Source organism: Desulfobaculum senezii, assembly GCF_054657395.1.
Window position 1 is genome coordinate 331,972 of the sequence record NZ_BAAHYU010000004.1, and the last position, 24,947, is coordinate 356,918.

Genomic DNA, 24,947 nt, shown 5'->3' on the forward strand with positions numbered 1-24,947 from the left:
CATGTCCAGATTCCTCACCCTCGCCGCCCTGTGCCTGACCCTCGCCCTTGCGGCGTGCGGCGACGACAGCGCCACCACGGCGCAGTCCGCCAAGGACAAGCCAGCCGAAATGCCAACGCTGACAGTCATGTCCCACGATAGTTTCAGCATCAGCAAAGAGCTTGTGCAGCGCTTTGAGGAGGAACACGGGGCCAAGGTCGCGTTCCTGAAAACCAGCGGCGCAGGCGCGGGACTGAACCAGTGCATCCTTGCCAAGGGCAATCCGCTGGCGGACATCTTCATCGGTGTGGATACCACATTTCTGAGCCGCGCCATAGACGCAGACATCTTTGAAGCCTACAACGCCCCGGCTCTTGCGGACATCCCGGAAAGCCTGAAGCTGGACAGCGCCCACAGGCTGCTGCCCGTCAGCTTTGGCGATGTGTGCCTGAATTACGACAAGGCGTGGTTCGCGGCCAAGGGCCTGCCCGCCCCCACCTCGCTGGAAGACCTGACGCGCCCGGAATACAAGGGGCTGACCGTGGTGCAGAACCCCGCCACGTCATCTCCCGGTCTGTCCTTCCTGCTGGCAACGGTGGGGCACTTTGGCGAAGAGGGCGCGTTTGCATTTTGGCAGCAACTCGCGCAGAACGACGTCAAAATCACCGATAGCTGGAAGAACGCCTACTGGGGCGAATTCTCCGCCGCCTCTGACGGCACGCGCCCCATTGTGGTCAGCTATGCCTCCAGCCCCGCGGCCGAGGTCTACTACGCCGAGGAAAAGCCAGACGACGCCCCCACCGCCGCCGTGCTGACGGCCGGGTCCGGCTTCCGTCAGGTGGAGTTCGCCGGCATCCTCAAGGGCACGAAGCAGCGCGAACTGGCCGAACGCTTTGTGGACTTCCTGCTCTCCGCCGAAGTCCAGCAGGATATTCCGCTGCAAATGTGGGTATACCCGGCAAACGCCAAGGCCGAACTTCCCGAGGTCTTCCGCGCCTACGCCGCCACGCTGGACGCTCCGGCCACGCTAAGCCCAAAGGCCATCGACGAAGGGCGCGAGCGCTTCATCCAGCGCTGGACCACCACCGTCCTGCGCTAAGGCGAGTCATCAAGCACATTCACGCGTGGGGGCTGTCATGGCGGTTGTTCCGCACTGGCGGCCCCTTGCACGCATTCACCGCACTCCAACGGAGGCATCGGTCATCCGCCTACGCGCCGTTCATATCATTATAAGTGTGCCGGTTTTCTTTCTGGCCGTGCTGTACTTCTATCCGCTGCTCTCCATCTTTGGCCTGAGCTTCTTTCCGGATGGAACGTTTGACCCGGCGCGGCTGAGTGGGCTTGTGGCTTCGGACTACTACCTGCGCACGCTGTGGTTCACCACATGGCAGGCGGCAGCCAGCACGGCGCTGACCATGCTGGCGGGCATCCCTGCGGCGTATGTCTTTTCGCACTATGCCTTTCCGGGCAAACGCCTGCTGCGCACGGTGACGGGCATTCCGTTTGTTCTGCCCACCATTGTTGTGGCGGCGGCGTTTAGCGCCCTGCTTGGCCCCTGCGGCCTTGTCAATGGCGCCCTCATGCGCGTTTTCTCCCTCAACGCGCCGCCGATACATCTGGAAAACACCATCTGGATTATCCTGCTGGCGCACGTGTTTTATAATTTCACCGTGGTCCTGCGCATTGTGGGCGGCTTTTGGGAGACGCTGGACCCAGCGCTGGAGGACGCCGCGCGGATGCTTGGCGCGTCGCCCCTGCGGGCGTTTCGCACTGTGACGCTGCCGCTGCTTATGCCTGCGCTCACGGCAGCGGGCGTGCTGGTATTTATCTTCTGCTTCTGCTCCTTTGGCGTCATCCTCGTCCTTGGCGGGCCGCACTTTGCCACGCTGGAGGTGGCGATTTATCGGCAGGCGGTGCACGTCTTCAACCTGCCCATGGCGGCGGCGCTGTCGCTGATTCAAATTCTGTTCACCTTTGCGCTGATGTGGGTCTATACCCGCCTGCAACGCCGCGCACCGCGCTCCACCAGCGCGGCCCGGCGCACGCCGCGCACCTGCGCTGGCTCCCGGCAACGCGTGCTGGTCGGGTGCGTCTGCGGCGGCATCGCGCTGCTGAGTGGATTGCCGCTGGCCGCCCTTGTGCTGCAATCGCTGCGCTCGGCGCGGGGGCTGAGTTTCGACGCCTACACCCGCCTGTTTACCGCCACCAGCGACTCCATTTTCTTTGTGCCGCCGGGGCAGGCGATTGCGACCTCCGTGGGCTATGGCCTTGCCACGCTGGGCATTGCGCTGGTGGTTGGGCTGTGCGCGGCGCATGGCCTGTCGCGCGATTCGCGGCGGCTGAATGCGGTACTTGATCCGCTGTTTATGTTGCCGCTGTCCACCTCCGCGGTGACGCTGGGCTTTGGATTTATCATCGCGCTGGATGAACCGCCGCTGGACCTGCGGTCCTCGCTACTGCTGGTGCCGCTGGCGCACAGCCTTGTGGCGTTTCCTTTTGTGGTACGCACGGTTCTGCCCGTTATGCGCTCCATTCCGAATAACCTGCGGGAATCCGCCGCCCTGCTTGGCGCGTCGCCCTGGCGGGTGTGGCGGTGCATCGACCTGCCCATCATCAGCCGCACCGTGGCGGCGGCGGCCGTATTCGCCTTTACCATCAGCCTTGGGGAATTCGGGGCGACGGTCTTTGTGGCGCGCCCGCAGACGCCCACCATGCCGCTGGCCATCTATCGCTTTTTGGGCCAGCCCGGCGCGGTAAATTACACACAAGCCATGGCCATGAGTTCCCTGCTCATGCTGGTGACGGCCATCGGCTTCCTTATCCTTGAAAAATGCACGCCCCGCGACCGGGGGGAGTTCTAGCATGTCTTTACTTCACGTTTCCGCCATCACCAAGCGCTTCGACGCGCGCTACTCCCTCAGCGACATCTCCTTCGGCCTTGATGAGGGCGAGGTGCTGTGCTTTTTGGGACCATCCGGCTGTGGCAAAACCACCCTGCTGCGCATCATTGCCGGGCTGGAGCGCGCGGACTCCGGCGCGGTGCATCTTGGCGGCGCGCCGCTGCACGCCATCCCGCCCCACCAGCGCGGATTCGGCATGATGTTTCAGGAATACGCGCTGTTTCCGCACCTGAATGTGGCGCAGAACGTGGCCTTTGGCCTGCGCATGCGCGGCGACAGCCCCTCGCAGCGCGCGGCGCGCGTGACGGAGATGCTCCAGCTGGTGGGCCTTAAAGGACGGGAGGACAGCAACATCGCGGACCTGTCCGGCGGTGAGCGCCAGCGCGTGGCCCTTGCGCGTAGCCTTGCGCCCCAGCCGCGCCTGCTGATGCTGGACGAACCACTGGCCGCCCTGGACCGCGCCCTGCGCGAACGCCTCGCCCGCGACCTGCGAAACATCCTTAAAACCGTCGGCGTCACGGCTATTTTTGTGACGCATGACCAATCCGAAGCCTTTGCCATCGCGGACAAGGTGGCGGTGTTTGACGACGGCAAACTGCTGCAAATGGGCGCGCCGGAGGATGTCTACACCCGCCCGGCAAGCGAAACCGTGGCCCGCTTTCTGGGCTTTCGTAATATCTACCCCGTGCTTGGGGCCGAAGGACGCACGGTGCGGACGGCCCTTGGCACCCTGCGCGCGCCGCAGGCCGCTGAGGAGCCAACACACCTGCTCATCCGGCCCGAGGGAGCGCGTATCGCCACGTCAAAGGACATCCACGCCGCCATGGCGAAGCACCCGGACTGCGGATCCATCATTTCCGGCACCGTGCGCGAGCGAACCTTCCTCGGCCACAGCATCCAGATAACGCTGGAAGCCAGGGCGCAAACGCTGGTACGCGTTCTGCTCCCTCTCGCGCCCACGCCGCCCCCGGTGGGCGACCCCATCGCCATCACCGTCCCGGACGAATCCCTCGTCCTGCTGGACGCCGAATACGGCGCATAGCACGCAAAAAGGCGGCCTTCCCTCAGGAAGACCGCCTTTTTCAAAAGACTCTTATGTGGCGCGGGGACTAGGCGATAAGAATCGCCCCGCCAAGGCCGCACAGCACCACCCCGGCAAAGGCGTTGAGCGCGCCCTGCCTGCGCTCCAGAATGCGCCGCAGGGCCGGAGTGTGCAGGAAAAGCACAAACAGCAGCCACACGGCGAAGCACTCCGCCACAAGGGCCGCGCCGCAGACCAGCTTCTGCGGCATGGGCGTCTCCGGGCTGACCACCTGCGTAAACACACTCAGGACGAACAGCGTCACCTTGGGGTTCAGCAGGTTGCAGAACAGCCCGTCACGAAAGCCCATACGCCAGCTGGCCGCCGCGCACCCGTCGGTCCCGGAAAGGTCCAGCCCGGAGCGGCTTCGCAAGCAACTGACGCCTATCCACAGCAAGTATGCCGCACCGGCATAGCGTACTGCGTTGAACACCATCACATTCTGCTGCAACAACACGGCCAGCCCCAGCACGGACAAACTCACGTGCACGCAGAATCCTGCGGTCACGCCCAGCGCGCATGCCACGGCGGGAACGCGCGTTCCGCCCGTGGAATGCCGCACCAGCATCATCATGTCCGGTCCGGGGCTGATTTGGGCCACAAAGGCCACAGTCAGCAGCGTAGCAAGCGTTTCAAACATATTCTCACAATCCTCCTGATTGGCGCCATTGCGCCGATGAGGGGGATAACGCTCCGAAAACATGTTTGGAAATGATTAATAGGCACGATTCTCATGCCCAAAAGGAATACCGCCGCGTCAGGGCATGACGCCGAAGGCCTGCAAGTTATGCCACAGGTGACCGCGCAACCACACATTGGCCGGGTCCGCGTCGGTGCGGCGATGCCACATGAGGCCATACTTGAAACGCGGCGAGGGGAAGGGTAAATCCCGCACCACCAGCCCATGGTGGCTGGCCAGATGCCGCGCAATGTGCCCCGGCAGGGTCAGAAGAAGGTCCGTCATGGCCACGGTGCGCATGGCGGCGGCATAAAGCGGCACGCGCAGGGCGACGCGGCGGCGTTTGCCCGTGTGAGCAAGGGCCGTGTCGATAACGCGCTGCTTGTCCGTGCCGGAAGTGATGACCACATGCGGCTGGGAGATATAATCGGCAAGGGTCAGCACGCCATCTGCGGCGGGGTGTCCCTCGCGCATCAGGCACTGGAAGCCGTCCTCGCCATGGGTGTGGTAAACGATGTCCGGCGCGGTCTGCCCGTACAGCATGCACGAGGCCACATCCACGCGTCCGTCGCGCAGGGCGTCCTCGGCATTCACGTCCCAGATACGCAGGTCCACGGAAACGCCCGGAGCCTCGGAAAAAGCCGTAGCCAGCGCCTGCGGAAAGGCATGCTGGGCCAGATAGTCCGTGATGGACACCGTAAAGCTGCGGCGACTGATGGCGGGATTAAATCCACCAGCTTCCACCACAGCGCTCACATCGCGCAGAACGCTGTCAAGCTGCGGCAGAATGCGCTCCGCAAGGGGCGTGCGCACAAGGCGGTTGCCGCTGCGCACCAGAAGCTGGTCGCCAAACATATCGCGCAGCCGCGCAAGGTTTTTGCTCATGGCGGATTGGGTGACGTTGCACTGCGCCGCCGCACGGCTGACGTGACGCTCGTCCAACAGGGCCTTGAGGGAAACAAGAAGATTCAGATTCACATCGGCAAGTGGCATGGCAGGACTCTCACGCACACAGCGCATGACGTCAAGTCATATCTCTCCTCATTTTCAGTCCACCGGGAGATAGCCCACCCCCTCCCGCGCGGCCCCTGCTCCACTGGACAGGGGAATCACCATGGCGTATCCCTGCCACAGTGGAGACCCCGTAAAGCTTGCGTCCACGGCTGGTTGGACCACACCTCCTCCTGCTTGCGCACGTGAAGGAAGCGGTCTATCCCCACCACCCGCCCGGACGATGGCCGTCCCGGCGACATCTGCGCACCGCGGCCCTGCCGGCGGATGCGCCACGCGGACCGCGCCGTCAGGGGCACCACGACGGAAGCGCCGCACAGCAACGCATTTTCTAGAGCGAAGGAAACCATCATGACCTCACGGCAAACCCCGTCCGAAGCCATAGAGCAGCTTCGGGACACGCTTCCCGCCTATCTCAACGCCGTGCCCGCCCTGTTTTGGCGAATCGACATCATTAAAAACGAGATAACCCTGCTCAATACCCATCGCCTGCCCGGACTGGCGGAAAAGTCCGACCTGCTCATCAAAAACATGACCTTTGCCCGCGAGCTGGTCCTGACCGAAGACTGGCCCCGCTTTCGCGAGTGTTTCGACAGCATCCGCAGCCGCCGCCCCATGAGCGGCATCTTCCGCATCACCAACAGCGACGGCACCCTCCAATGGATTAAGATGGCGGGCATGCCGGACCCGGTGTTCTCGTGCTGTTCCGTGGGCTTTCTGATGGACTTCACCCGGCAGATGAACAGCCTTCATATCCTGTCCGAACGCCCCGGCCTAGCCACCAAAATTGATCTTTTTGACACGCCCGTCATCCTGCTGCGCTTCCATGACCGCCGGGTCGCCATGGCCAACGCCGCCGCGCGCGCCATGCTCGGCTACACGGAGCAGGAACTGCGCACGCTGGACGTTAAAGCCCTGCTGGGCGCAACAACCAGCGCCACCCTGCATGCGGCCTACGAAAGCCTCATCTTTTCGGACAGCTGGAACGGCGAGGTCAGCATCACGGACAAATCCGGCGCAGTGCATGTGGCCGACGCGCGTATCCGGGCCATTGCCCGCGACGGGCAGAACCTGCTGTGGCTGGCCCTGAACCCAGCCTCCGCCCCCGTGGCCCACCGCAAAACGCCGGAGCCCCAAACAGGCCTGTCCGTGCCGGACATCGCCGGCGCCATGCACGCCAGCACCAGCCTGCGCGACCTGCTGGCCGCCATCCTGCACAACCTGCCCTCGGGCACGGGGACGGACGCGGTGATGCTCTCGCGCATTTTTCCGGACAACGACACCATACAGGTGACCGGTGCGGGGCTTCCCTTTGAGGGCGTGCGGGAAAACGACACCCACTCCTACACCGGGTCCATAGCTGAAAACATCGTCCAATTCGGCCTCACCCACCTTGTGGTGAACGACACCTCCCGCAGCATCAAGCCCATCGACTGGGCGCTGTTCATCCCCCGCGGCATCCGCTCCTACTACGCACAGCCCTTTTTCAAGGACGGCAAAATCTGCTTTGTGCTCATCTTCTGTTCCACAACAGTCGGCAACTACGACGAGGACTCCCCCGCCCTGTTCAGCCCCATTTTCACGGACTTCCAGCGCGAACTGCAACGCTGTTTATCCACCTCCTGACCAGTTCCGCCCAACTGGTCCATCCAGAGCCTGCATAACGCGGCGATTCCTGCACATTGTTGCGCGGGTCGCCGCGTTTTTTTGACCTGCCCGACGTGAAGCGCCCGCATGCCCTGCCCGCACAAAACCCCCGTCACTCCAGCCTTTTCGCCTTTTTCACCGCGCCGCTCGCCACTTCCACAGGCCTACTGGCCCAACCAGTTTGTGCCATGTTTTTCACAAAATCCTTGCCGCACTGGTGGCCTCTTTATAATCCAGTGAGCAGTGCACATTACACATGGTGATTCACCTTAAACTGGTTGGACCAGACTATGCAGCTCGCGCAAAAAAACTCCGTCTGCGAAAAAATCGCGGCCATGATTCAAAGCGACCGTTTTTCCAAAGGGGACAGACTCCCCGGAGAACGACGGCTTGCGGAACTGTTCGGCACCAGCCGCAATACCATCCGCGAGGCGCTCTGCAATCTTGAAACCATGGGCTACGTGGAAATCCGCCGCCGCAGTGGATGCTACGTCAAAAATCCCCAAGGCCGCCTGAGCTGGGAGGCCCTGCGTACCGGCGCAAACTCGCGTATGGCGGGGCAACTGCTGGAGGCCTTCTCCGTCACTGTTCCCGGTTTGGTCCGGCGCGCCGCCGCACACCACACCGCGTCGGACATCGACAAGCTGGAGCACGCCACCGCGCGCCTTGGCCGCGCCATCGTCAACCGCGATATGGAAAACGTGGCGCGCCAGTACATCGGGTTCTTCCTTTCTGTGGCGGAGACCACGGGCAACGACTTTCTGACCCTGCTCCTGCGCGAGCTGGCCACCGCCGCCGAGGGGCTGTCCATCGGCGGCACGGGCCTGTCGGAAGTGGTGGTGGACGCGCTGTTCGCCAGCCATGTGGAACTCATCAACGCCATCCGCACCGGCAATATGAAGGAAGCCGCAAGCCTTGCGGAAAGCTGCATTGATACATTCAGCCGTCTTGTGCTGGCGGACTAGCCGCACGGACGATTCACATACGATTTCATGAAACGACGAGAATTCTTCAGCCGCATCCTTGGTGGATTCGCCGCGGCGCAGGACGAGGACACCCCACAGCCCCTGAGCGAACGGGAACTCTTTATGCGCGCCATGGCGATGGGCATCGATCCGGCTACGGTCACGCCCGGGCAATTGCGTGAACTGGTTCCGGACGCGGAACCACAATCAACGAGAGCTGACGAACGGCAACACAGTGACGGCATCGCCCCGTCCAACCGTTCGGCAAAGGAGAAAGAATAGCATGGACCACAGCAGTTTCAGCTATCTGGAGAGTCGCAAGCTGGTCAAACGCTGGAACGGGCCCATCCCGGCCCTTGTGAACACGCTGCTTATTGCCGTGTTCTTCTACGTGACCTGGTGGATATTCCAGGACCCGCGCGGCATGATGCGCATGTACACCCCGTACGTGGGCTACATGGTGTGCCGCTGGCTCCTCATCCTGTTCATCTGGGTGGCCTACATTTTCGACTATTGGCCCTTCAAGCGCTCATGGCTTGAAAAGACGCACCCGCTTATCAAAGGCTCCGTGCTTACGCTGTTTAGCGTGGCCGCCATGGTGCTGCTGATTAAGGGCTTCTTCGTCGACATCCTCGGCAACTTCGGCATCGCCTACTTTGACCCGGACCGCCTCATCGACATGGGCATTTCGGACTTCTACGCCATTGAGTACGCGGCCGAGGCCATTATGATGTTTGCCGCCATCGCCTCGTGGCTGTCCCCCAGTTGGGTGGTGGCCTGCGAAAACGCCCCGTGGGGCAAGCTGAAGCAGCCCGCGCGCGGCATCACCATCGTGCTGGTGACGTTCTTCTTCAGCATGATTGTCTACTTCCTGACCATGCACTCGCACATGGCGATTCTCTTCTACCCCTGGCAGAAGTTCACCGCCATTTGCCCGCCCTACTGGGAGAGCTTTGCCAACACCGTGTCCGGCAACTTCCACATTGCGTGGATTATGTGCTGCACCGTGGTGGTGTGGCTGTATGAAACCATTTGGGAGCGCTATCCCTTCAACCTCATCAAGACGGACTGGCTGCGCCGCACGGCGTCGTTCTTCGGCATCATCGGCGTGGCGCTGGCGCTGTGCTACTTCCTCTTCTACGCGCAGGACCTCGTCTGGGGCGAGACCATCCGCGGCACCCGCCGCCTGATGGCACCGGACTGGCGCTGGCTGCATGTGGGCGAAATGGCCATCTTCTGGCTGGTGCCCACCCTGTACCTCAACTTCTATTGCGGCAACTGGCCCAACAAATTCAGCCGCCCGGTGAACGTGTGCCTGCGCACCCTGCTCACCGCCGTGATGGCCGTTGTGGTCTACGTTATCTACTACAAGACCTCGCACCTGTTCCTCGGCACGCAGAAGGGCTTCTCGCATCCGCAGCAGTTCCCGATGATCCCGATGATCTGGCTCATCAACATCTTCCTCATCAACGTGTGGTTCATGGACGGCTGGCCCGGCTGGAAGGCCGAACGCAAGACCGAAGCCGAACTGCGCGAAGTAGAAGAGGAAATCGTCGCCAGCGACGTGAAGTGGACGTCCACGCTGGCCAAGGGTCTGGCCGTGGGCCTCGCCTGCGGCGTCGGGCTGTACTGGCTGATGATCACCGTCCTGCCTTGGGTCGGCGAAAACATCACCATCATCAAGTAGGCGCGAAGGCCAAAGGAGCACGACAATGAGCAAGAACGAAAACGGCGTCAACAGACGCGACTTCATGAAAGGCGCGGCCACAGGCCTGTGCGTGGGCGCTTTTGCCGGAATGGGACTGTATTCCTACACCCCCTCCGCATACGACCGCATGCCCGACCCCAAGCGCAAAATGCAGGACTTCGGCGAATGCCGCAGCGTGCGCGTAACCAATATCTCCGAGACCAGCTGGTTCAACAACGCCCACCTCATCGGCGACATCCATAAGGCCGGCGGCCTGCTGGTGAACCAGTACACCCTGAACTGGCCCCCCTTTGGCAACGGCAAAGGCTCGGCCAAGGGCTCGTATAAGGAAGGTATTGATTCCATCAAGCACCTGCTCCCGCACGACCTCGAAAAGGCGTGGGAAATCCAGCAGGGCCTGACCCTGCACCCCGAAAACGCCGGCGGCTACTCCTGCCTCATCGAGGTGGAAGCCATGGACGGCACCATCCACAAGTACCTGCTGGATACCGGCTGGTCCTACACCTGGATGGACGCCGCCTTTAAGCGCGAGGGCATCGACAAGCTCTTGCAGGCCGGTGAAATCGAGGGCCTGTTCATCTCGCATGAGCACTGGGACCACTTCTGGGGCCTGCCCGTCACCACCAAGTACGACCCGAACATTGAACTCTACGTGCACGACGGCTTCTACGAGGAAGGCCTGCAGTACATCAAAGACTGCGGCCACACCGGCAATCTGCACATTGCCGACCAGCCCGTGACGAACATCACGCCGGGCATGGCGCTCCTCAAGTTCGACGTCCCCATCATCAACCGCGTGTTTGGCGAGACCTCCCTTGCGTTCAACGTCAAGGGCAAGGGCCTTGTGCTCATCTCCGGCTGCTGCCATCAGGGCATCCTCAAGTTTGCGGACTTCGCCTACACCCAGCTGAAGTACGACAAGGACAAGTTCTACGGCATCTACGGCGGCCTGCACATCTCGCCCTTCGAGGACTGGGACCCCAAATACGACGACCTCGTCATCTCCCTTGGCGACTGGGGCTTTGACCGCATTGGTTGCAACCACTGCACCGGTCACCTCACCGCCAAAAAGTTCATCGAGGCCGGATACCCCGTGGTCCGCGGCACTGCGCGCTTCCGCTCAGCGTCCAAGGACTACCTCGGCAACGGTGACAAGATAACCTTTGGCGTTTAGCCAAGTACCCTAGTGGGGACTCCGCTCGTCCCCATCCTCCCCGGCCCGCACACGCGGGCCGGGGCCCATATTTCCAGCGCGAGGCACACGCACCATGAACCTTTCCTCCATCCTGCCCCCGTCCCGCGGCACTGTCAGCGCCGCCAGCCTTCCCGGCATGATCGTCAACAGTCTGCTTGTGGCCTGTCAGGAGCGCCCCTTTAAACGCCTGACCGGCTGGCGCGGCATGGCCCCATGCATCGGCGGCGGACGGGCGTGGACCTGCAAGCTGGACGCCCGCCCCGGCGTCTACGGCGTTGCCACAGCGGGCGTGACCGCCACGCCCAGCGGCCCGCAGGCCACGTTGCATCTGTACTATTTCCCCGCGCAGGATGAAGAGATTTTGGAATCCATGGCCCTTGTCGCCTCCTACATCGCGGCCCAGCCGGGCTACGACGACGGCGTACGCGCCTTTGAAAACTGGGGGGACGCGCTGTGCGCCTTCCGCATCGGCGCCGTCACCCTCATGCTCAAGGATGACGAAAGCGCCCTGCTCCTCGCCCTCAGCGCCAGCGAGCGCCGCCGCGTCATCAGTGAAGACGGCGTCCCCCTGCCAGACGGCGGCTGGCTTGTGGCCCCGGGCGAAGCCGAAGAGGACCTGCCGGAGCGCCAGTTGGCTCTGCCGCTGTTCACCGCCATGGGCGCGGCCATGTCCCTGAGCCTTGGCGAGGCTCCCTGCCGCTACGGACGCACCATCACCGCGCCGCAGACGCCCAGCATCCCCGGACGGGAAGAATCTTTCCGGGCTGTCGCCTCCTCCACCCTCATCGACAGCCTCGGATGGGGGGACCGCCCCTCAAGCGAAGCATTGGCGGTCCTCCTTCCCGGAGGAGACAACACGGCCCTTGCCGGGGCCGACCAGCCAGAGGACATCCGCGCCGCCCTGTGGTGGCGCACCCACGACCTCGCCGCCCTTGGCGCGCAGGGCGAGCACGCCGCCGCCTTTGACATGCGCCCCCGCCTCATCGTGCTCAGCGGCTTTCTGGGCGCGGGCAAGACGACATTTTTGAACCAGCTTCTGGAGTACCACGCCGCGCGTGACGAGATGGTCGCCATCATCCAGAACGAAATTGGCGAAACCGGCGTAGATGGCAAGCTCCTGCAGGGCGACGACTCCATTGTGGAGCTTGATGAAGGCTGCGTATGCTGCACCCTTGCCGGAAGCCTTGCCCGCGGCATTGAGCGCCTGATGGCCAGCTACAGCCCCGAGACCATCGTCCTTGAGGCCACAGGCCTCGCCAATCCCTTCAATTTACTTGATGAAATCGGCCAGCTGCGCCATCTGGTGCGGTTCGACTCCGTCACCACCCTTGTGGACGCCGCTAATGCCGCCGTTCTTGACGATACGGACATCGCGCGCAATCAGGTGCGCGCGGCGGACATCATCCTTGTGAACAAGTGCGACCTTGTCAGCACGGAAGCCCTTGCCACACTGAAACAGCGCATCCGGGACCTCAACTCCCGCGCGCCACTGGTGGAGACCACCCACGCGCAGATGAACCCCGGCCTGCTCTACAATGACGACCCTACCCAAGCCGCGCCCGGCCTGATGCCCTCTGTCCCGGAGCACTCCCACGGCTCCCATGCGGACGAAGGCTTCAGCGCCGCGCGGTTCACCTACGACGCGCCCCTGCCGCGCGCCGCACTCACGCAGGCTCTCAGCGTCTGCCCGGCGGATATTTTCCGCATCAAGGGCATTGTCCGCTGCTCGGACGCGCAGGAGCCGCTTGTGGTGCAGTATGTGGCGGGCCGCTACGACATAACCCCACTGGGCGATGGATTTGACGACACCTCCTTCCTCGTTGCCATCGGCCGCAATCCCCAAGCCTCCGGACTGGACCGCCTGCTCGGAGCCATACGACAGGACACCGCGCAATGACCTACCTCGAACAGGGCGGAGTGATGCTCTGGCCCATCATCATCCTGTCCGTCCTCGCCCTTGCCGTCATCATTGAACGGCTCATCCTTTTCACCACGTCACGCTTTCCCGGTGACGACGCCGTGCAGGACATCACCGCAGCCGCCGCTGACGGCAACACCGACGCGGCCCTGCGCAGCGCCGAGGAAGCCGCGCCGGCCTACGCGCCGCTGTTTCGCTCCATCCTCACCAGCACAGGGCGCGACCAGCGCGAAGCCGCCGCGACACGGGCCGGCGAGGGGATTCTCTTTACGCTGGGGCGACGGCTGGACTTTCTGGCGACCACGGCCAGCGCCGCGCCGCTGCTGGGACTTCTGGGCACCGTCCTGGGCATGATTGACGCCTTTTCGCGCCTGTCCTCGGCGGGCAATGCGGTGGACATCACCACTCTTACCGGCGGCATTTGGCAGGCCCTGCTGACCACTGCCGCAGGGCTGGCCGTCGCCATCCCGGCCCTCTTGGCCCATGCGTGGTTCCGCCGTCAGCAGGAAAAGGCGGCCTTTGCCATGCAGCGCACGGCCAATGCCCTTATCGACGCCATGGAGCGCGGCAATGGTTGAACTGGTCAAACGCACGGTCCGTCCGGCGCGGCCAGATATGACGCCGCTTCTGGACGTGGTGTTCATCCTGCTCATTTTCTTTGTGGTGTCCGCCGTCTTCACGGCCAAAGGCATGGACGTTGACCTGCCGCCCGCCGAGACCTCGCGCCCGGTGACGGGGCAGTCGCTGGAAATCACCCTCGCCGCCGACGGCACCCTCACCTGCAACGCCGAGCACATCACCCTGCACGACCTCGGCTTCATCCTGCGCGACGCCATGCAGGCCCCGCCTGCCCAGCGTCCGGCGCAGGTGCTGTTCAAGGCCTCGCCACAGGCCAATGTCGGCGCGTTTATCGCCACCATGGACGTGGCGCGCGGGTGTGGTGTGGACAATATGGTCATCGCCACAGGCTCGGCCAAGGACGCGGCCTCGTAATGTCCAAAAACCTCTGGACCGCCTGCCTCGCGGCGTCGGTATTCGTCCACTTTCTCCTTCTGCACGGCGGCTACGCGCCAACAGTGTCCACAGGCGCGGCGGTGACGGCCATTCCGGTGAATCTTGACGTCAGCGCGTCCGCGGCCCCGCGCGGCATGTCCCTGAGCCAGCACATGGCCGCACCGTCCGGCGAAGGCGACGGCGGCGAGGAATCGGACCGCGCGCGGCAACAGCGCCTGTTGCGGCAGTACCTCGAAACCGTGCGCAAAGAGGTGGAACACGCCAAATTCCGCGCAGCTGGCGCAACGCGCGAGCGCCTCATCGGCAAGGCGCGCTTTGCCCTGACCATCGCGGCAGACGGCAGCTTTACAGCCATCCGCCTTGTGCGCTCCTCCGGGGACGCGGCCCTTGACGCCGCCGCGCGCGAAGCCATCCGCGCCACCAGCGGACGCATCACGCGCCCAAGCGCCACCGGCACCATGCCCGTCACTGCGCGGTTCACTATCAAATATCAATACGGATTATAGAGAGAATTCGGCGCGGACGCGCCATGACTGCGGTATGAAAAACCGCAGGACGAACACATTCTCCGAGAGGCACCCACCAACCGACGTGGCGGGCTGATTCTCCCGTTTTGAGGAATTCTAAGCAGAGGGAGGGGACGCCGCCCTTCTTCGTTTGTGTACCAGGATGCTTCCCGTGAGCGGGGTCTTCACGGTGCTGCGCTGGCAGACGCCCCTCGTTCTCCCGGCGCGCCACATGCGCCCCGGCCTGCCCCGCGCGCCGCCGCAACAACAGAGGTGACCGCCGCACCCCGCCGCCACGCTACAGCGCGGCAAGCACGACGGACAACGCCTTAAACCGAAACTCCGCCGTATCGCCAGGCCGCAGCGGCGCATCGTTCAAGCAGCTGGTGGAAACAAGGGCGCAGACCTCAAAGCCATCCGGCGTCACACCCGACACCTCGGCCAGCACATCGGTGGAGCGTACGCTGGACACCGTTGCCAGCAGGCAGTTGCGCGTACTCTGCACGCTCCCGTCCGGTGCGGGGCGCACCTCCACATGCGGCGCCTTCACCGTGGCGGCAAGGCCCACGCCCGGCTCAATGCCCAGCGCGTCCAAACTCTCCACCGTGATGACCGCACACAGCCGCTGGCCCGAAGCCGTCTCCAGCTCCACTTCCGCCATGACCACATCGCGCCGGACGTGCCGTACATGCCCTGCAAAGGAGTTTCGCGCGCTGGACTTCACCGGTCCATCGCCAATGGCAAGCCGCCGCACAATACTGCGCACATCCTGCCGCGACCATTGCTGGTACACCTCAGCAAGGTTTGCGGACGACTGCCCCAGCACCTCGCGCACCACGCCAAGAGGCACGCCGCTGCGCAGCATTTCCACCGCGCGGGACCGGCGTAGGGCGCTGGGCGCGCCAAGCCGCCGGGGTATGCCGCAGTCCTCGGCGCGGGAATAGAACATCCGGCGCACGTAGCCAGGGTCCAAGTGGAACACCTGCCCGTCCAGCCCCGCGGCAAGCGGACTTTCCATAAAGGCCCGAATTTCGCGGCAGACAGCGCGCGGCAAAGGCACCTCGCGCCGGCCTTCGCCCTTGCCCAGCAGGACCATATCGCGCCCGCCGTCCACATGTTCCCGTTCATCAAGGTCCAGCACTTCGCCCAGCTTGGCACCGCTGTGGCGCAGAACAAGAAACAGCAAGAGCACCCGCGTGCGCGAACGCTGGTGGTCCACCCGCCGCGCGCCATCGCGCCAACGGCGAAAGGCCTGCTCCAGCCGCGCCAATGCGCCTGCGTCCAGATGCTCCACGCCCTCGGGCACTTCAAATACGTCCGAAGGCGTCAGCCTGTCCGCGTTGGTGCCGCGCGGTGAATCCTGCGTCATGCCGTTTTCTCCTTCACAGTCACGCTTTCACGCATTCGCGTGACCGGGTTGTTCTTCTCCGTGTTCTGACCGTATTGTCCTTGCGCTGACGGTTCTGTCAACCGCTGAATCCTTTTACATTTCAGGAGATTCACCGTGAAACGCCTTTTCGCCCTTGCCCTTGCCGCGCTACTGAGCCTTCCGGCCTCGTCGGCGCTGGCCGCGGACCTGCTTGTTGCGCAGGCCGCCAACTTTATGCCCGCCATGCAGGAAATCATCCCCGCCTTCAAGGCGGAGACCGGCCTTGAGGTGCAGGCCACCTACACCTCCACCGGCAAACTGTATGGCCAGATTACCCACGGCGCGCCCTTTGACGTCTTCCTCGCCGCCGACCAGCGCCGCCCGGACCTGCTGTTTGCCGCCGGCAAGGCCGAGAAGCCCTTTGTCTACGCCAAGGGCCAGATTGTGTTCTGGTCCAAGTCCGCCGACTTCTCTGCCACCACGTGGCAAAAGGCCGTCACCGACCCGAAGCTGAGCAAAATCGCCATCGCCAATATTGAGACCGCGCCCTACGGCACCTCCGCCATGAACGCCCTCAAGGACGCCGGGCTGTGGGACGCGCTGGCCCCGCGCCTTGTCTACGCCCAAACCATTGCGCAGGTGTTTCAGTACGCCGAAACCGGCGCGGCTGACGCGGGCTTTTGCGCCTATTCGTCCATGTTCTCGGATCAGGGCCGCGCTGGCTCCTACGTTGTCGTGGACAACGCGCCGAGCGTGGTACAGGCCGCCTGCATCCTGAAAAATGCCCAGCACAAGGACGCCGCAAAGCGCTTTGTGGAGTTCCTTGCCAGCCCCGAAGTGCAGGCCATCAAGAGCAGGTACGGTTACAAATAGCATGGACCTGACTCCGCTTCTGCTTTCCGCCAAGCTGGCGCTGGTCACCACGGTGCTCATCCCCATTGTGGCCGCGCCAGCCGCCTATATTCTCGCTTTTTGCCGCTTTCGCGGCAAAAGTCTGATTGACGCTGTTGTCTCACTTCCCATGGTCCTGCCGCCCACGGTCCTCGGTTTTGCCCTGCTCATCGCTATGGGCCCCGAAGGACCGCTGGGCGGCCTTTGGGAGTCCGCCACAGGCGACAGGCTGGTATTCAGCTTCACCGGCATTGTCATCGCGTCGCTGGTGTACAACCTGCCCTTTGCCGTCCAGCCCATGCGCGCCGCCTTTGAAAAGCTGGATGTGCGCCTGCTGGAAAGCGCCGCCGTCCTTGGCCTGTCCCCTTCGGCAACGTTTCTGCGTGTGGTGCTGCCTAACAGCCTGCCCGGCATCGCGGCAGCGGCCATGCTGGTCTTTGCCCACAGCCTTGGCGAATTCGGCGTTATCCTCATGGTTGGCGGCAGCATCCCCGGCTCCACCAAGGTCGCCTCCATCGCCATCTACGAGGCCGTGGAAGCCCTGCGCTACACGGACGCCATGTACATGTCGCTGGCGCTTATTCCGGTCAGCTTCGTGGCGCTGCTCGCCATCAACCGCGTCAACGGGAGGAACTCATGACCCTGTGCGTCAACGTCACCAAGGCGCTGGCCAGCTTTACGCTGGAGATGCGCCTCACCTGCGCGCCCGGCACCCTGACGGCCCTTGTCGGTCCCTCTGGTGCGGGCAAAAGTACGCTGGTGCGCATTATCGCCGGACTGGCCCGCCCGGACCACGGCTCCATCACCCTCAACGGCGCCGTGTGGAACGACACCGCCGCCCGCGCCTTTCTGCCGCCGCAAAAACGCGGTCTGGGGCTTGTTTTTCAGGATTACACCCTCTTTCCGCACCTGACGGTGCGCAAGAACGTCGCCTTCGCCGCCGAGGATGACAGCTGTGTGGATGACCTGCTGGAGCGCTTTCGCATCACGCATATCGCCAGTAGCAAGCCCTCCACGATCTCCGGCGGCGAGCGCCAGCGCGCGGCGTTTTGTCAGGCGCTGGCCCGAAAGCCCACCCTGCTGCTTCTGGACGAGCCTTTCTCCGCGCTGGACGTTGCCACGCGCGACGCCCTGCGCCGGGAGCTGAAAACCCTCAAGAAGGACCTCGACATCCCGGTGGTGCACGTCACCCACGACCTTGACGAAGCCTTCTACCTCGCGGACCACATCGTCGCCGTGGAGGACGGGCACGCCTCGCCCGAATGGCTGGCGCGCCAGACCTCGCGCCGCGCCCCCATCCCCGGTACCGACATGCCCCACAAGGAGCCACAGCAATGCGCCGTTTCCTCTTCGCTGTAACCATCGCCGCGCTTCTCGCCTCTCCCGCTCTGGCCCACGCCGCCACGGTCCTTGCCGCCGGTGCGGGCTACCGCTCCCTCGTGGACGACCTTGCCGACGCCTACACCGCCACAACAGGCTGCGCCGTGGACCGCATCTACGGCAACATGGCCCGCGTCACCGCGCAGGCGCGCCTGACGGGCGCTGTGGACCTCGTCCTTGGCGACAAGGCGTATCTGGATTCCGCCAACCTAAGCTTTGCAGGCGTCACCCCCGTAGGCATGGGGCGTCTGGTAGCGGCTTACCCCAAGGGCGGCGCCTACTCCGGTCCTGACGACCTGCGGACGGACACAGTCACCCGCATCGCCATTCCCGACCCGGTGCGCGCCATCTACGGCAACGCCGCCACGCAGTACCTGCGCAATACAAACGTCGCGGACGCCGTAGACGGCAAATTGCTCATCGTCTCCACCGTGCCGCAAGCCGCGTCCTACGTCGCCAGCGGCGAGGTGGACTACGCGTTCATCAACCTCACCCACGCGCGGCGCCTTGGCGACGCCATTGGCGGCTACACCGTACTGGACCAGTCCACCTACGACCCCATCGCCATTATCATCGCCCACATGCAGGACGCGCCGCACCCCAAACAGTGTGCGGAATTTGCCGCCTTCCTCGCAACAGAGCAGGCACGGGCCATTGTCGCCAGCCACGGTCTGTAGGGCAAATTCATGCCGGTTCTGCACATCCTCACGGACGCCGCCACCATCCACCCGCTCACGCTCTCCCTGCGCGTGATTGGCGTGGCAGGGTGCCTCCTGCTCATTCTTGGTGTGCCGCTGGCCTGCTGGCTGGCGCATGCGCGCGGCCCCCTGCGTGAGGCTGTGGATACCCTCGTCACCCTGCCGTTGGTGTTTCCGCCCGTGGCCACGGGGTTTGTGCTGCTCCTCCTCCTTGGCCGGAGCGGACCGCTGGGCGGCATGCTGGGCGAGGGCGTCATCTTTGGTTTTCCCGGCCTTGTTGTGGCCGCGTTTGTGGCAGGGCTTCCCCTTGCGGTAAAGCCTATTCAGGCGGCGCTACGTTCGGCGGAGGCCGCACGGCTGGCGGAGGTTGCCGCCGTGCTGGGCAAGGCCCCGCATACCATCTTTCTGCGCGTGCTCATCCCCTGCGCCAAGCGGAGCATCGCGGCGGGGATGCTCCTCGCCCTTGGCCGCGCCCTTGGGGAAGTGGGCATGACCCTCATGCTCGGCGGCAACGTCATAGGCCGCACCAACACGCTGTCCCTTGAAATCTACAACGCCGTCTACAACGGCGAATTCGAACGCGCCGCCGTCCTGTCCGTCATCATCGGCGTGGCATCCGTCGGCATCTTCACCTTGCTCAAAAAATGGTCCGCCGTCTAAACGCGGCGTAAGGAGGCCCATCACATGCACACTCCCATTCTGGAATCCGTCCGCACCAAGGCCCGCGACATCTGGCACAAAAACGGCATCCTCGACGAACGCGTCAGCGTCCACGCCCGCACCCTCAGCGTCGAGGAAGCCATCGGCGACCCCGAGGGCGACGACTTTCCCCTCCAGCGCGGCAAGGAGCGGCTCATGGAAGCCGCCTTTGGCGACGCGCGCGGGCAGGCCTTTACGGACCGCTACGGCGACTTTGACGCCTCCCTGCGCGACATCTGCGAGATGCCCCTTGAAAACAACTTCCGCCGCGCCCTCTTCGTTGCCGCCCTCAATGCCGTCCAGCGCCGCCTTGCCCAAACGGACCACACCATCCACTGCCGCGACAAAGGCCCCAGCCACTGCGCGCCCAAGCTGGCCGAATACATCACGGAAACCTACGGCGCTCACGTCCGCATCACGCAAATCGGCTACCAGCCCAAAATGCTGGAAACCCTCGCCCCGCGCTTTTCCATGCGCATTGTGGACCTCGACCCGGACAATATCGGCGCGCACAAGTGTGGGCTGACGGTCCTTGGCCCGGACGATACGGACGCCGCCATGCAGTGGGCAGACCTGCTCTTGGTCACGGGGTCAACTTTGGTCAACGGCACTGTAGATACCTTCCTGGGCGATAAGCCCGTGCTGTTCTTTGGCACCACCATCGCCGCGGCCGCCGACCTTATGGGCTGGGACCGCTTCTGCTGCGAAAGCATGTAGCCAACTGGCTGGACCAGTTTCTTTCCACCGTCCTCCTTCACGGCCAAGGGGGCGAAGAGGCACCGTGCGCCTTCGCCCCCTTGGCAATTTCCCCTTCAGTTTCCGCCCGGCCCTTTACCATAAAGAGCTTTGCGAGTGCGCCTGCCTCAGCGTTTCGCCTCTACAGGGAAGGGGAACAGCTCCTCGGCCTTTTTCGCGGCCTCGGCCCGAACTGAAGCCTCCCACGCCTCGTAGGCCTCAAGAAGCACCTGCCCGTACGCCGTAAGTGTACTGCCTGCCTTGTTGCCGCCCTTTTTGGCGACAAGCGCCGTACCAAGAGCATTTTCCAGCTTTTTCATCCGTCCCCACGCCGTGCGGTACGACATGCCAAGCGCCCGCGCCGCACCGGCCAACGACCCCGTGCGCTCCACCTCGCGCAGGATAGCGGCCGGTCCGGGACCGAAGGCCATTTCGCCGTCCTTCTCCAGCCACAATTTCATCCGCATTTTCATCGACAATTTAATTCCCCCCTAAAAAAGTCATAAATCAGGACTGCCGGGGATTTCTAGCATTTCATCCGTACCCTACCCAAGCGCTATGTCACAGATTTTTTCGGGAAAGGGATTGACTTATTATGTTTTGCCGAACATATAAAATTCCCAATACATGGAAACAGCGGACAAAAAAGGCCTTTTTCCGACAGATAGCGACAGGTCGCCCGCAGGTGCGCACTGCGAGCGAAAAATCTCGGAGTCGACCAGAAATGATGAAAGCCGTCCCAGTCCACGAGTCCATTGGCAGTGTCCTCTGCCACGACATGACCCGTATCGTCCCCGGCGAATTTAAGGGTCCCGCCTTCCGCAAGGGCCACGTCATAAGCCCGGAAGACATCCCCACACTCCTCGAAATTGGCAAGGAGCACGTCTACGTGCTGTCCCTTGAAGACGGTCAACTCCATGAGGACGACGCCGCCGCCCGCATTGCCGCTGCCGCCGCAGGTCCCGGCATTTCCCTCTCCGATGTGTGCGAAGGCCGCATCAACATGACCGCCGCCCCCGGACTTTTGTCCATCAATGTGGATGCCCTGCGCCGCATCAACTCCATCGAAGAAGTCGTCCTCGCCACCATGCACAACGGCCTGCAGGTCAGCGCCCCGCGCGCCGTGGCCGGAACCCGCGTGGTGCCGCTGGTTATAGACGAGGCGAAAATTGAACAGGTGGAAGCCATCTGCGCCGAAACCGGCCCCGTGGTCAGCGTGAAGCCCTTCCGCCAGCTCAAGGTTGGCGTGGTCACCACCGGCAGCGAGGTCTACACAGGGCGCATCAAGGACAAATTCGGCCCCGTCATCCGCAAAAAGTTTGCCGCACTCAACAGCGAAGTCATGGACCAAACCTTCGTCAGCGACGACCCGGACATGACCCGCGACGCCATTCTGGCTCAGGTCCGCGCCGGAGCGCAGATGGTGGTGGTTACCGGCGGCATGAGCGTGGACCCCGACGACCAGACCCCCGCCAGCATCCGCGCCACGGGCGCGGAGGTGGTCACCTACGGCTCCCCCACATTTCCCGGCGTGATGTTCCTGCTCGCCTACCTTGGCGACGTGCCCATCGTCGGGCTTCCCGGCTGCGTAATGTATTACCGCGCCAGCATCTTCGACCTCGTCGTCCCGCGCATTGTGGCGGGCGAAACGCCCACCCGCGAGGACATCGTGGAACTGGGACATGGCGGCTTCTGTGCAGGATGCGAAACCTGCCGTTATCCGCTCTGCTCCTTTGGCAAATAGTGATGGTCCGGTGCCCTGTACGGACACCCTTTCCATATGAGGCAACAGCAGTAATCAGAAGGAGGATCATTTCATGATCAAAAGGACCCTCAACGTCAACGGCGTAGAGCGGATGGTCATCGTTGAAAACGATACATCCCTCGCCACCGTCCTGCGCGAAAACCTTGGCCTGACAAGCGTCAAGGTTGGCTGCGGGACCGGCCAGTGCGGCAGCTGCACCGTCATTGTGGACGGCAAGCTCAAGCGCTCCTGCTCCCTGAAGATGAAACGCGTGGCCGACAGCACGCAAATCGTCACGCTGGAGGGCATCGGCACCCCGAATCAGCTGCACCCCATTCAGGTTTCGTGGATGGCACACGGCGGCGCGCAGTGCGGTTTCTGCACTCCGGGCTTTATCGTGTCCACCTACGCCCTCATCATGGGCAACCCCTCACCCAGCCGCGAAGACATCCGCGACTGGTTCCAGAAGCACCGCAACGCCTGCCGCTGCACCGGCTACAAGCAGCTGGTGGACGCGGTTATGGACGCCGCCGCCGTTATGCGTGGCGACATGAAGCTGGACGACCTGCTCTTTAAGATGCCCGAGGACGGCCGCATCTGGGGCTCCAAGTACCCCCGCCCCACCGCCGTCGCCAAGGTGACCGGCACGCTGGACTACGGCGCGGACCTTGGCCTAAAGATGCCCGACAACACCCTCAAGTGCGCCTTGGTGCAGGCGGAAATCTCCCACGCGAAGATTGTCTCCATCGACACCAGCGAAGCCGAAAAGATGCCCGGCGTATTCAAAGTGGTCACCCACAAGGACATTCAGGGCAAAAACCGCATCACCGGCCTGATTACCTTCCCGTCCAACAAGGGCGACGGCTGGGACCGTCCCATCCTCTGCGATGAAAAGGTCTTCCAGTACGGCGACGCCATCGCCATCGTCTGTGCGGACTCGGAAAAGAACGCGCAGGCCGCCGCGGCAAAGGTCAAGGTGAAGCTGGAACAGCTGCCCGAATACATGAACGCCTACGCCGCCATGGAAGAGGACGCGCTGGAAATCCACCCCGGCACCCCCAACATCTACTTCACCCAGAAGATTGCCAAGGGCGAGGAAACCACGCCCATCTTCGACAAGGCCGACGTTGTCGTGGAAGACGACTTCTACGTCGGCCGTCAGCCGCACATGCCCATCGAGCCGGACGTTGGCTTTGCCTACACCGACGACGAAGGCAACCTGTGCATCCACTCCAAGTCCATCGGCCTGCACCTGCACGGTCTGATGATTGCCCCCGGCCTTGGCGTGGACCCGGCCAAGCTCATCATGGTGCAGAACCCCACGGGCGGCACCTTTGGCTACAAGTTCAGCCCCACCATGGAGGCTCTCGTTGGTGCGGCCAGCCTTGCCACCGGCCGTCCGGTCTTCCTGAAATACAGCTGGTACCAGCAGCAGACCTACACCGGTAAGCGCTCGCCCTTCTTCACCAACGTGCGCATGGCCGCCACCAAGGACGGCAAGCTCCTTGGCATGGAAACGGACTGGACCTGCGACCATGGCCCCTACTCCGAGTTCGGCGACCTGCTGACCCTGCGCGGCGCGCAGTTCATCGGCGCGGGCTACGACATCCCGGCCATCCGCGGCGAAGGCCGCACCGTGTGCACCAACCACGCATGGGGCTCCGCCTTCCGCGGCTACGGCGCGCCGGAAAGCGAGTTCCCGTCCGAAGTGCTCATGGACGAACTGGCCGAAAAGCTGGGCATGGATCCCTTTGAACTGCGGTTCAAGAACATCTACCGCGAAGGCTCCACCACGCCCACAGGCCAGACGCCGGAAGTCCTCAGCCTGCCTGAGATCTTCGAGGCGATGCGTCCCAAGTACGAGGAAGCCAAAAAGCGCGCAGCCGCAAACTCCACGGACGACGTGAAGCGCGGCGTGGGCATCGCCCTTGGCGTGTACGGCTCCGGCCTCGACGGCCCGGACACCGCCGAATCCGAAGTGGAACTCAACGCCGACGGCACCGTCACGGTCTACGCCTGCTGGCACGACCATGGTCAGGGCGCGGACATGGGCGTTCTGGGCACGGCCCACGAAACCCTGCGTCCCCTCGGCCTGACGCCGGAGCAGATTAAGCTGGTCATGAACGACACCCGTTACTGCCCCAACGGCGGCCCCGCCGGCGGCAGCCGCTCGCAGGTTGTGGTTGGCCGGTCCATCAAGGCCGCGTGCGAGCTGCTCCTTGGCGGCATGCGCAAGAGTGACGGCTCCTACCGCACCTACGATGATATGCTGAAGGAAAACATCGCCGTGCGCTACAACGGCAAGTGGACCGCCCCGGCCACCGACTGCGACGAAAACGGTCAGGGTAGCCCCTTTGCCTGCTACATGTACGGCCTGTTCCTCGCCGAAGTGGCGGTGGAAATCGCCACCGGCAAAACCACTGTGGAACGCCTTGTGGCCGTTGCCGACGTCGGCAAAATCAACAACCAGCTGGTTGTTGACGGCCAGATGTACGGCGGTCTGGCGCAGGGTGTTGGCCTCGCCCTTTATGAGGACTACGAGGACATCAAGAAGCACTCCACCATGGTGGGCGCAGGCTTCCCCTACATCAAGCAGATCCCCGACGACATGGAGATCATCTACGTTGAAACCGCCCGTCCCGAAGGCCCCCACGGCGCCTCCGGCGTCGGCGAGCTGCCGCTGACCACACCTCACGCAGCCATCATCAACGCCATCTACAATGCATGCGGCGCCCGCGTGACCAAGCTCCCGGCACGTCCGGAAAAGGTCCTCGCCGCACTCGGCGCGTCCTCTGACGCCAACTAAGCACCCAAACCGGCCTGACCGC

Annotated in this window: 24 protein-coding genes; 20 read left to right on the plus strand and 4 right to left on the minus strand. The window is 63.5% G+C overall.

Annotation, left to right across the window (positions count from 1 at the left end):
• Position 1 precedes the first annotated feature (1 nt).
• From ACYQ2T_RS16385 to ACYQ2T_RS16395, 3 genes are read left to right on the plus strand one after another with little or no spacing between them, the layout of a single operon-like run.
• Entirely contained in the window at positions 2–1,078 is a 1,077-nt protein-coding gene (locus ACYQ2T_RS16385) for a thiamine ABC transporter substrate-binding protein (RefSeq protein ID WP_404845403.1), read from the plus strand.
• Positions 1,079–1,115: 37 nt separating this feature from the next.
• Complete coding sequence (locus ACYQ2T_RS16390) at positions 1,116–2,840, plus strand: ABC transporter permease (RefSeq protein ID WP_459901946.1); 1,725 nt, start codon at positions 1,116–1,118, stop codon at positions 2,838–2,840.
• Between the two features lies 1 nt (position 2,841).
• Complete coding sequence (locus tag ACYQ2T_RS16395; RefSeq protein WP_459901947.1) at positions 2,842–3,921, plus strand: ABC transporter ATP-binding protein; 1,080 nt, start codon at positions 2,842–2,844, stop codon at positions 3,919–3,921.
• Between the two features lie 67 nt (positions 3,922–3,988).
• On the opposite strand, the gene ACYQ2T_RS16400 is transcribed toward ACYQ2T_RS16395, so the two are convergent.
• Together ACYQ2T_RS16400 and ACYQ2T_RS16405 are read right to left on the minus strand one after the other, a co-directional pair.
• Entirely contained in the window at positions 3,989–4,600 is a 612-nt protein-coding gene (locus ACYQ2T_RS16400; RefSeq protein WP_459901948.1) for a LysE family translocator, read from the minus strand.
• Positions 4,601–4,717: 117 nt separating this feature from the next.
• Positions 4,718–5,632 (minus strand): LysR family transcriptional regulator, encoded by a 915-nt coding sequence (locus tag ACYQ2T_RS16405; RefSeq protein WP_404845399.1) that lies wholly within the window; start codon positions 5,630–5,632, stop codon positions 4,718–4,720.
• Positions 5,633–6,001: 369 nt separating this feature from the next.
• Between ACYQ2T_RS16405 and ACYQ2T_RS16410 the strand changes: the two genes are divergently transcribed.
• From ACYQ2T_RS16410 to ACYQ2T_RS16450, 9 genes are all read left to right on the plus strand, one after another.
• A complete protein-coding gene (locus ACYQ2T_RS16410; RefSeq protein ID WP_459901949.1) occupies positions 6,002–7,276 on the plus strand; it encodes a PAS domain-containing protein in 1,275 nt (424 codons plus the stop codon).
• Positions 7,277–7,587: 311 nt separating this feature from the next.
• The gene (locus ACYQ2T_RS16415; RefSeq protein WP_459901950.1) at positions 7,588–8,262 is read left to right on the plus strand and encodes a FadR/GntR family transcriptional regulator; all 675 of its coding nucleotides are present in this window, start codon (positions 7,588–7,590) and stop codon (positions 8,260–8,262) included.
• A gap of 27 nt (positions 8,263–8,289) precedes the next feature.
• Positions 8,290–8,544: a hypothetical protein gene (locus tag ACYQ2T_RS16420; RefSeq protein ID WP_459901951.1), complete on the plus strand. Its 255-nt coding sequence runs from the start codon at positions 8,290–8,292 to the stop codon at positions 8,542–8,544.
• 1 nt (position 8,545) lies between these two features.
• Positions 8,546–9,949 carry a hypothetical protein gene (locus tag ACYQ2T_RS16425; protein ID WP_459901952.1) on the plus strand — a complete coding sequence of 468 codons (1,404 nt, stop codon included), beginning with the start codon at positions 8,546–8,548 and terminating at the stop codon, positions 9,947–9,949.
• Between the two features lie 25 nt (positions 9,950–9,974).
• Entirely contained in the window at positions 9,975–11,144 is a 1,170-nt protein-coding gene (locus tag ACYQ2T_RS16430) for an MBL fold metallo-hydrolase (protein WP_404845394.1), read from the plus strand.
• Between the two features lie 94 nt (positions 11,145–11,238).
• A complete protein-coding gene (locus ACYQ2T_RS16435) occupies positions 11,239–13,062 on the plus strand; it encodes a CobW family GTP-binding protein (RefSeq protein WP_459901953.1) in 1,824 nt (607 codons plus the stop codon).
• Positions 13,059–13,661 (plus strand): MotA/TolQ/ExbB proton channel family protein, encoded by a 603-nt coding sequence (locus tag ACYQ2T_RS16440; protein ID WP_459901954.1) that lies wholly within the window; start codon positions 13,059–13,061, stop codon positions 13,659–13,661. The genes ACYQ2T_RS16435 and ACYQ2T_RS16440 overlap by 4 nt, the downstream gene beginning before the upstream one ends.
• Positions 13,654–14,076, plus strand: a complete 423-nt coding sequence (locus tag ACYQ2T_RS16445; protein ID WP_459901955.1) for an ExbD/TolR family protein — start codon at positions 13,654–13,656, stop codon at positions 14,074–14,076. The genes ACYQ2T_RS16440 and ACYQ2T_RS16445 overlap by 8 nt, the downstream gene beginning before the upstream one ends.
• Positions 14,076–14,603, plus strand: coding sequence for a TonB family protein (locus ACYQ2T_RS16450; protein ID WP_459901956.1), 528 nt, complete (start codon positions 14,076–14,078; stop codon positions 14,601–14,603). The genes ACYQ2T_RS16445 and ACYQ2T_RS16450 overlap by 1 nt, the downstream gene beginning before the upstream one ends.
• Positions 14,604–14,901: 298 nt before the next feature.
• Here the strand turns inward: ACYQ2T_RS16450 and ACYQ2T_RS16455 are convergent, their stop codons facing one another.
• A complete protein-coding gene (locus tag ACYQ2T_RS16455; RefSeq protein WP_459901957.1) occupies positions 14,902–15,972 on the minus strand; it encodes a TOBE domain-containing protein in 1,071 nt (356 codons plus the stop codon).
• A 135-nt stretch (positions 15,973–16,107) separates the two neighbouring features.
• Here ACYQ2T_RS16455 and modA (ACYQ2T_RS16460) point away from each other — a divergent pair, with 135 nt between their 5' ends.
• From modA (ACYQ2T_RS16460) to ACYQ2T_RS16485, 6 genes are read left to right on the plus strand one after another with little or no spacing between them, the layout of a single operon-like run.
• Positions 16,108–16,845 carry a molybdate ABC transporter substrate-binding protein gene (gene modA, locus ACYQ2T_RS16460; protein ID WP_459901958.1) on the plus strand — a complete coding sequence of 246 codons (738 nt, stop codon included), beginning with the start codon at positions 16,108–16,110 and terminating at the stop codon, positions 16,843–16,845.
• Position 16,846: 1 nt separating this feature from the next.
• Positions 16,847–17,503 carry a molybdate ABC transporter permease subunit gene (gene modB / locus ACYQ2T_RS16465; RefSeq protein ID WP_459901959.1) on the plus strand — a complete coding sequence of 219 codons (657 nt, stop codon included), beginning with the start codon at positions 16,847–16,849 and terminating at the stop codon, positions 17,501–17,503.
• Complete coding sequence (locus ACYQ2T_RS16470) at positions 17,500–18,222, plus strand: ATP-binding cassette domain-containing protein (protein WP_459901960.1); 723 nt, start codon at positions 17,500–17,502, stop codon at positions 18,220–18,222. Before modB ends, ACYQ2T_RS16470 begins: the two co-directional genes overlap by 4 nt.
• Positions 18,198–18,920 carry a molybdate ABC transporter substrate-binding protein gene (gene modA / locus ACYQ2T_RS16475; protein WP_459901961.1) on the plus strand — a complete coding sequence of 241 codons (723 nt, stop codon included), beginning with the start codon at positions 18,198–18,200 and terminating at the stop codon, positions 18,918–18,920. Before ACYQ2T_RS16470 ends, modA (ACYQ2T_RS16475) begins: the two co-directional genes overlap by 25 nt.
• Positions 18,921–18,929: 9 nt before the next feature.
• On the plus strand, positions 18,930–19,601 hold the full coding sequence (locus ACYQ2T_RS16480; protein ID WP_459901962.1) for a molybdate ABC transporter permease subunit: 672 nt from the start codon (positions 18,930–18,932) through the stop codon (positions 19,599–19,601).
• Between the two features lie 24 nt (positions 19,602–19,625).
• Entirely contained in the window at positions 19,626–20,357 is a 732-nt protein-coding gene (locus ACYQ2T_RS16485) for a Rossmann-like domain-containing protein (protein WP_459901963.1), read from the plus strand.
• 146 nt (positions 20,358–20,503) lie between these two features.
• Here ACYQ2T_RS16485 and ACYQ2T_RS16490 read toward each other — a convergent pair whose 3' ends face one another.
• Positions 20,504–20,836: a winged helix-turn-helix domain-containing protein gene (locus ACYQ2T_RS16490; RefSeq protein ID WP_459901964.1), complete on the minus strand. Its 333-nt coding sequence runs from the start codon at positions 20,834–20,836 to the stop codon at positions 20,504–20,506.
• 266 nt (positions 20,837–21,102) lie between these two features.
• Between ACYQ2T_RS16490 and ACYQ2T_RS16495 the strand changes: the two genes are divergently transcribed.
• Entirely contained in the window at positions 21,103–22,119 is a 1,017-nt protein-coding gene (locus tag ACYQ2T_RS16495) for a molybdopterin-binding protein (RefSeq protein ID WP_459901985.1), read from the plus strand.
• Between the two features lie 73 nt (positions 22,120–22,192).
• Positions 22,193–24,925 (plus strand): molybdopterin-dependent aldehyde oxidoreductase, encoded by a 2,733-nt coding sequence (locus tag ACYQ2T_RS16500; RefSeq protein WP_459901965.1) that lies wholly within the window; start codon positions 22,193–22,195, stop codon positions 24,923–24,925.
• Positions 24,926–24,947 lie beyond the last annotated feature (22 nt).

Excerpts from the sequence above, each read along its gene's own strand:
- ACYQ2T_RS16430 (WP_404845394.1), top strand. The coding sequence starts at position 9,975 with ATGAGCAAGAACGAAAACGGCGTCAACAGACGCGACTTCATGAAAGGC.
- ACYQ2T_RS16485 (WP_459901963.1), top strand. The coding sequence starts at position 19,626 with ATGCACACTCCCATTCTGGAATCCGTCCGCACCAAGGCCCGCGACATC.
- ACYQ2T_RS16385 (WP_404845403.1), top strand. The coding sequence starts at position 2 with ATGTCCAGATTCCTCACCCTCGCCGCCCTGTGCCTGACCCTCGCCCTT.
- ACYQ2T_RS16480 (WP_459901962.1), top strand. The coding sequence starts at position 18,930 with ATGCCGGTTCTGCACATCCTCACGGACGCCGCCACCATCCACCCGCTC.
- ACYQ2T_RS16490 (WP_459901964.1), bottom strand. The coding sequence starts at position 20,836 with ATGAAATTGTGGCTGGAGAAGGACGGCGAAATGGCCTTCGGTCCCGGA.
- ACYQ2T_RS16450 (WP_459901956.1), top strand. The coding sequence starts at position 14,076 with ATGTCCAAAAACCTCTGGACCGCCTGCCTCGCGGCGTCGGTATTCGTC.
- ACYQ2T_RS16420 (WP_459901951.1), top strand. The coding sequence starts at position 8,290 with ATGAAACGACGAGAATTCTTCAGCCGCATCCTTGGTGGATTCGCCGCG.
- ACYQ2T_RS16395 (WP_459901947.1), top strand. The coding sequence starts at position 2,842 with ATGTCTTTACTTCACGTTTCCGCCATCACCAAGCGCTTCGACGCGCGC.
- ACYQ2T_RS16455 (WP_459901957.1), bottom strand. The coding sequence starts at position 15,972 with ATGACGCAGGATTCACCGCGCGGCACCAACGCGGACAGGCTGACGCCT.
- ACYQ2T_RS16440 (WP_459901954.1), top strand. The coding sequence starts at position 13,059 with ATGACCTACCTCGAACAGGGCGGAGTGATGCTCTGGCCCATCATCATC.
- ACYQ2T_RS16470 (WP_459901960.1), top strand. The coding sequence starts at position 17,500 with ATGACCCTGTGCGTCAACGTCACCAAGGCGCTGGCCAGCTTTACGCTG.
- ACYQ2T_RS16435 (WP_459901953.1), top strand. The coding sequence starts at position 11,239 with ATGAACCTTTCCTCCATCCTGCCCCCGTCCCGCGGCACTGTCAGCGCC.
- ACYQ2T_RS16500 (WP_459901965.1), top strand. The coding sequence starts at position 22,193 with ATGATCAAAAGGACCCTCAACGTCAACGGCGTAGAGCGGATGGTCATC.
- ACYQ2T_RS16415 (WP_459901950.1), top strand. The coding sequence starts at position 7,588 with ATGCAGCTCGCGCAAAAAAACTCCGTCTGCGAAAAAATCGCGGCCATG.
- ACYQ2T_RS16390 (WP_459901946.1), top strand. The coding sequence starts at position 1,116 with ATGGCGGTTGTTCCGCACTGGCGGCCCCTTGCACGCATTCACCGCACT.
- ACYQ2T_RS16495 (WP_459901985.1), top strand. The coding sequence starts at position 21,103 with ATGAAAGCCGTCCCAGTCCACGAGTCCATTGGCAGTGTCCTCTGCCAC.
- modA (WP_459901961.1), top strand. The coding sequence starts at position 18,198 with ATGCGCCGTTTCCTCTTCGCTGTAACCATCGCCGCGCTTCTCGCCTCT.
- modB (WP_459901959.1), top strand. The coding sequence starts at position 16,847 with ATGGACCTGACTCCGCTTCTGCTTTCCGCCAAGCTGGCGCTGGTCACC.
- ACYQ2T_RS16405 (WP_404845399.1), bottom strand. The coding sequence starts at position 5,632 with ATGCCACTTGCCGATGTGAATCTGAATCTTCTTGTTTCCCTCAAGGCC.
- ACYQ2T_RS16410 (WP_459901949.1), top strand. The coding sequence starts at position 6,002 with ATGACCTCACGGCAAACCCCGTCCGAAGCCATAGAGCAGCTTCGGGAC.
- ACYQ2T_RS16425 (WP_459901952.1), top strand. The coding sequence starts at position 8,546 with ATGGACCACAGCAGTTTCAGCTATCTGGAGAGTCGCAAGCTGGTCAAA.
- ACYQ2T_RS16400 (WP_459901948.1), bottom strand. The coding sequence starts at position 4,600 with ATGTTTGAAACGCTTGCTACGCTGCTGACTGTGGCCTTTGTGGCCCAA.
- ACYQ2T_RS16445 (WP_459901955.1), top strand. The coding sequence starts at position 13,654 with ATGGTTGAACTGGTCAAACGCACGGTCCGTCCGGCGCGGCCAGATATG.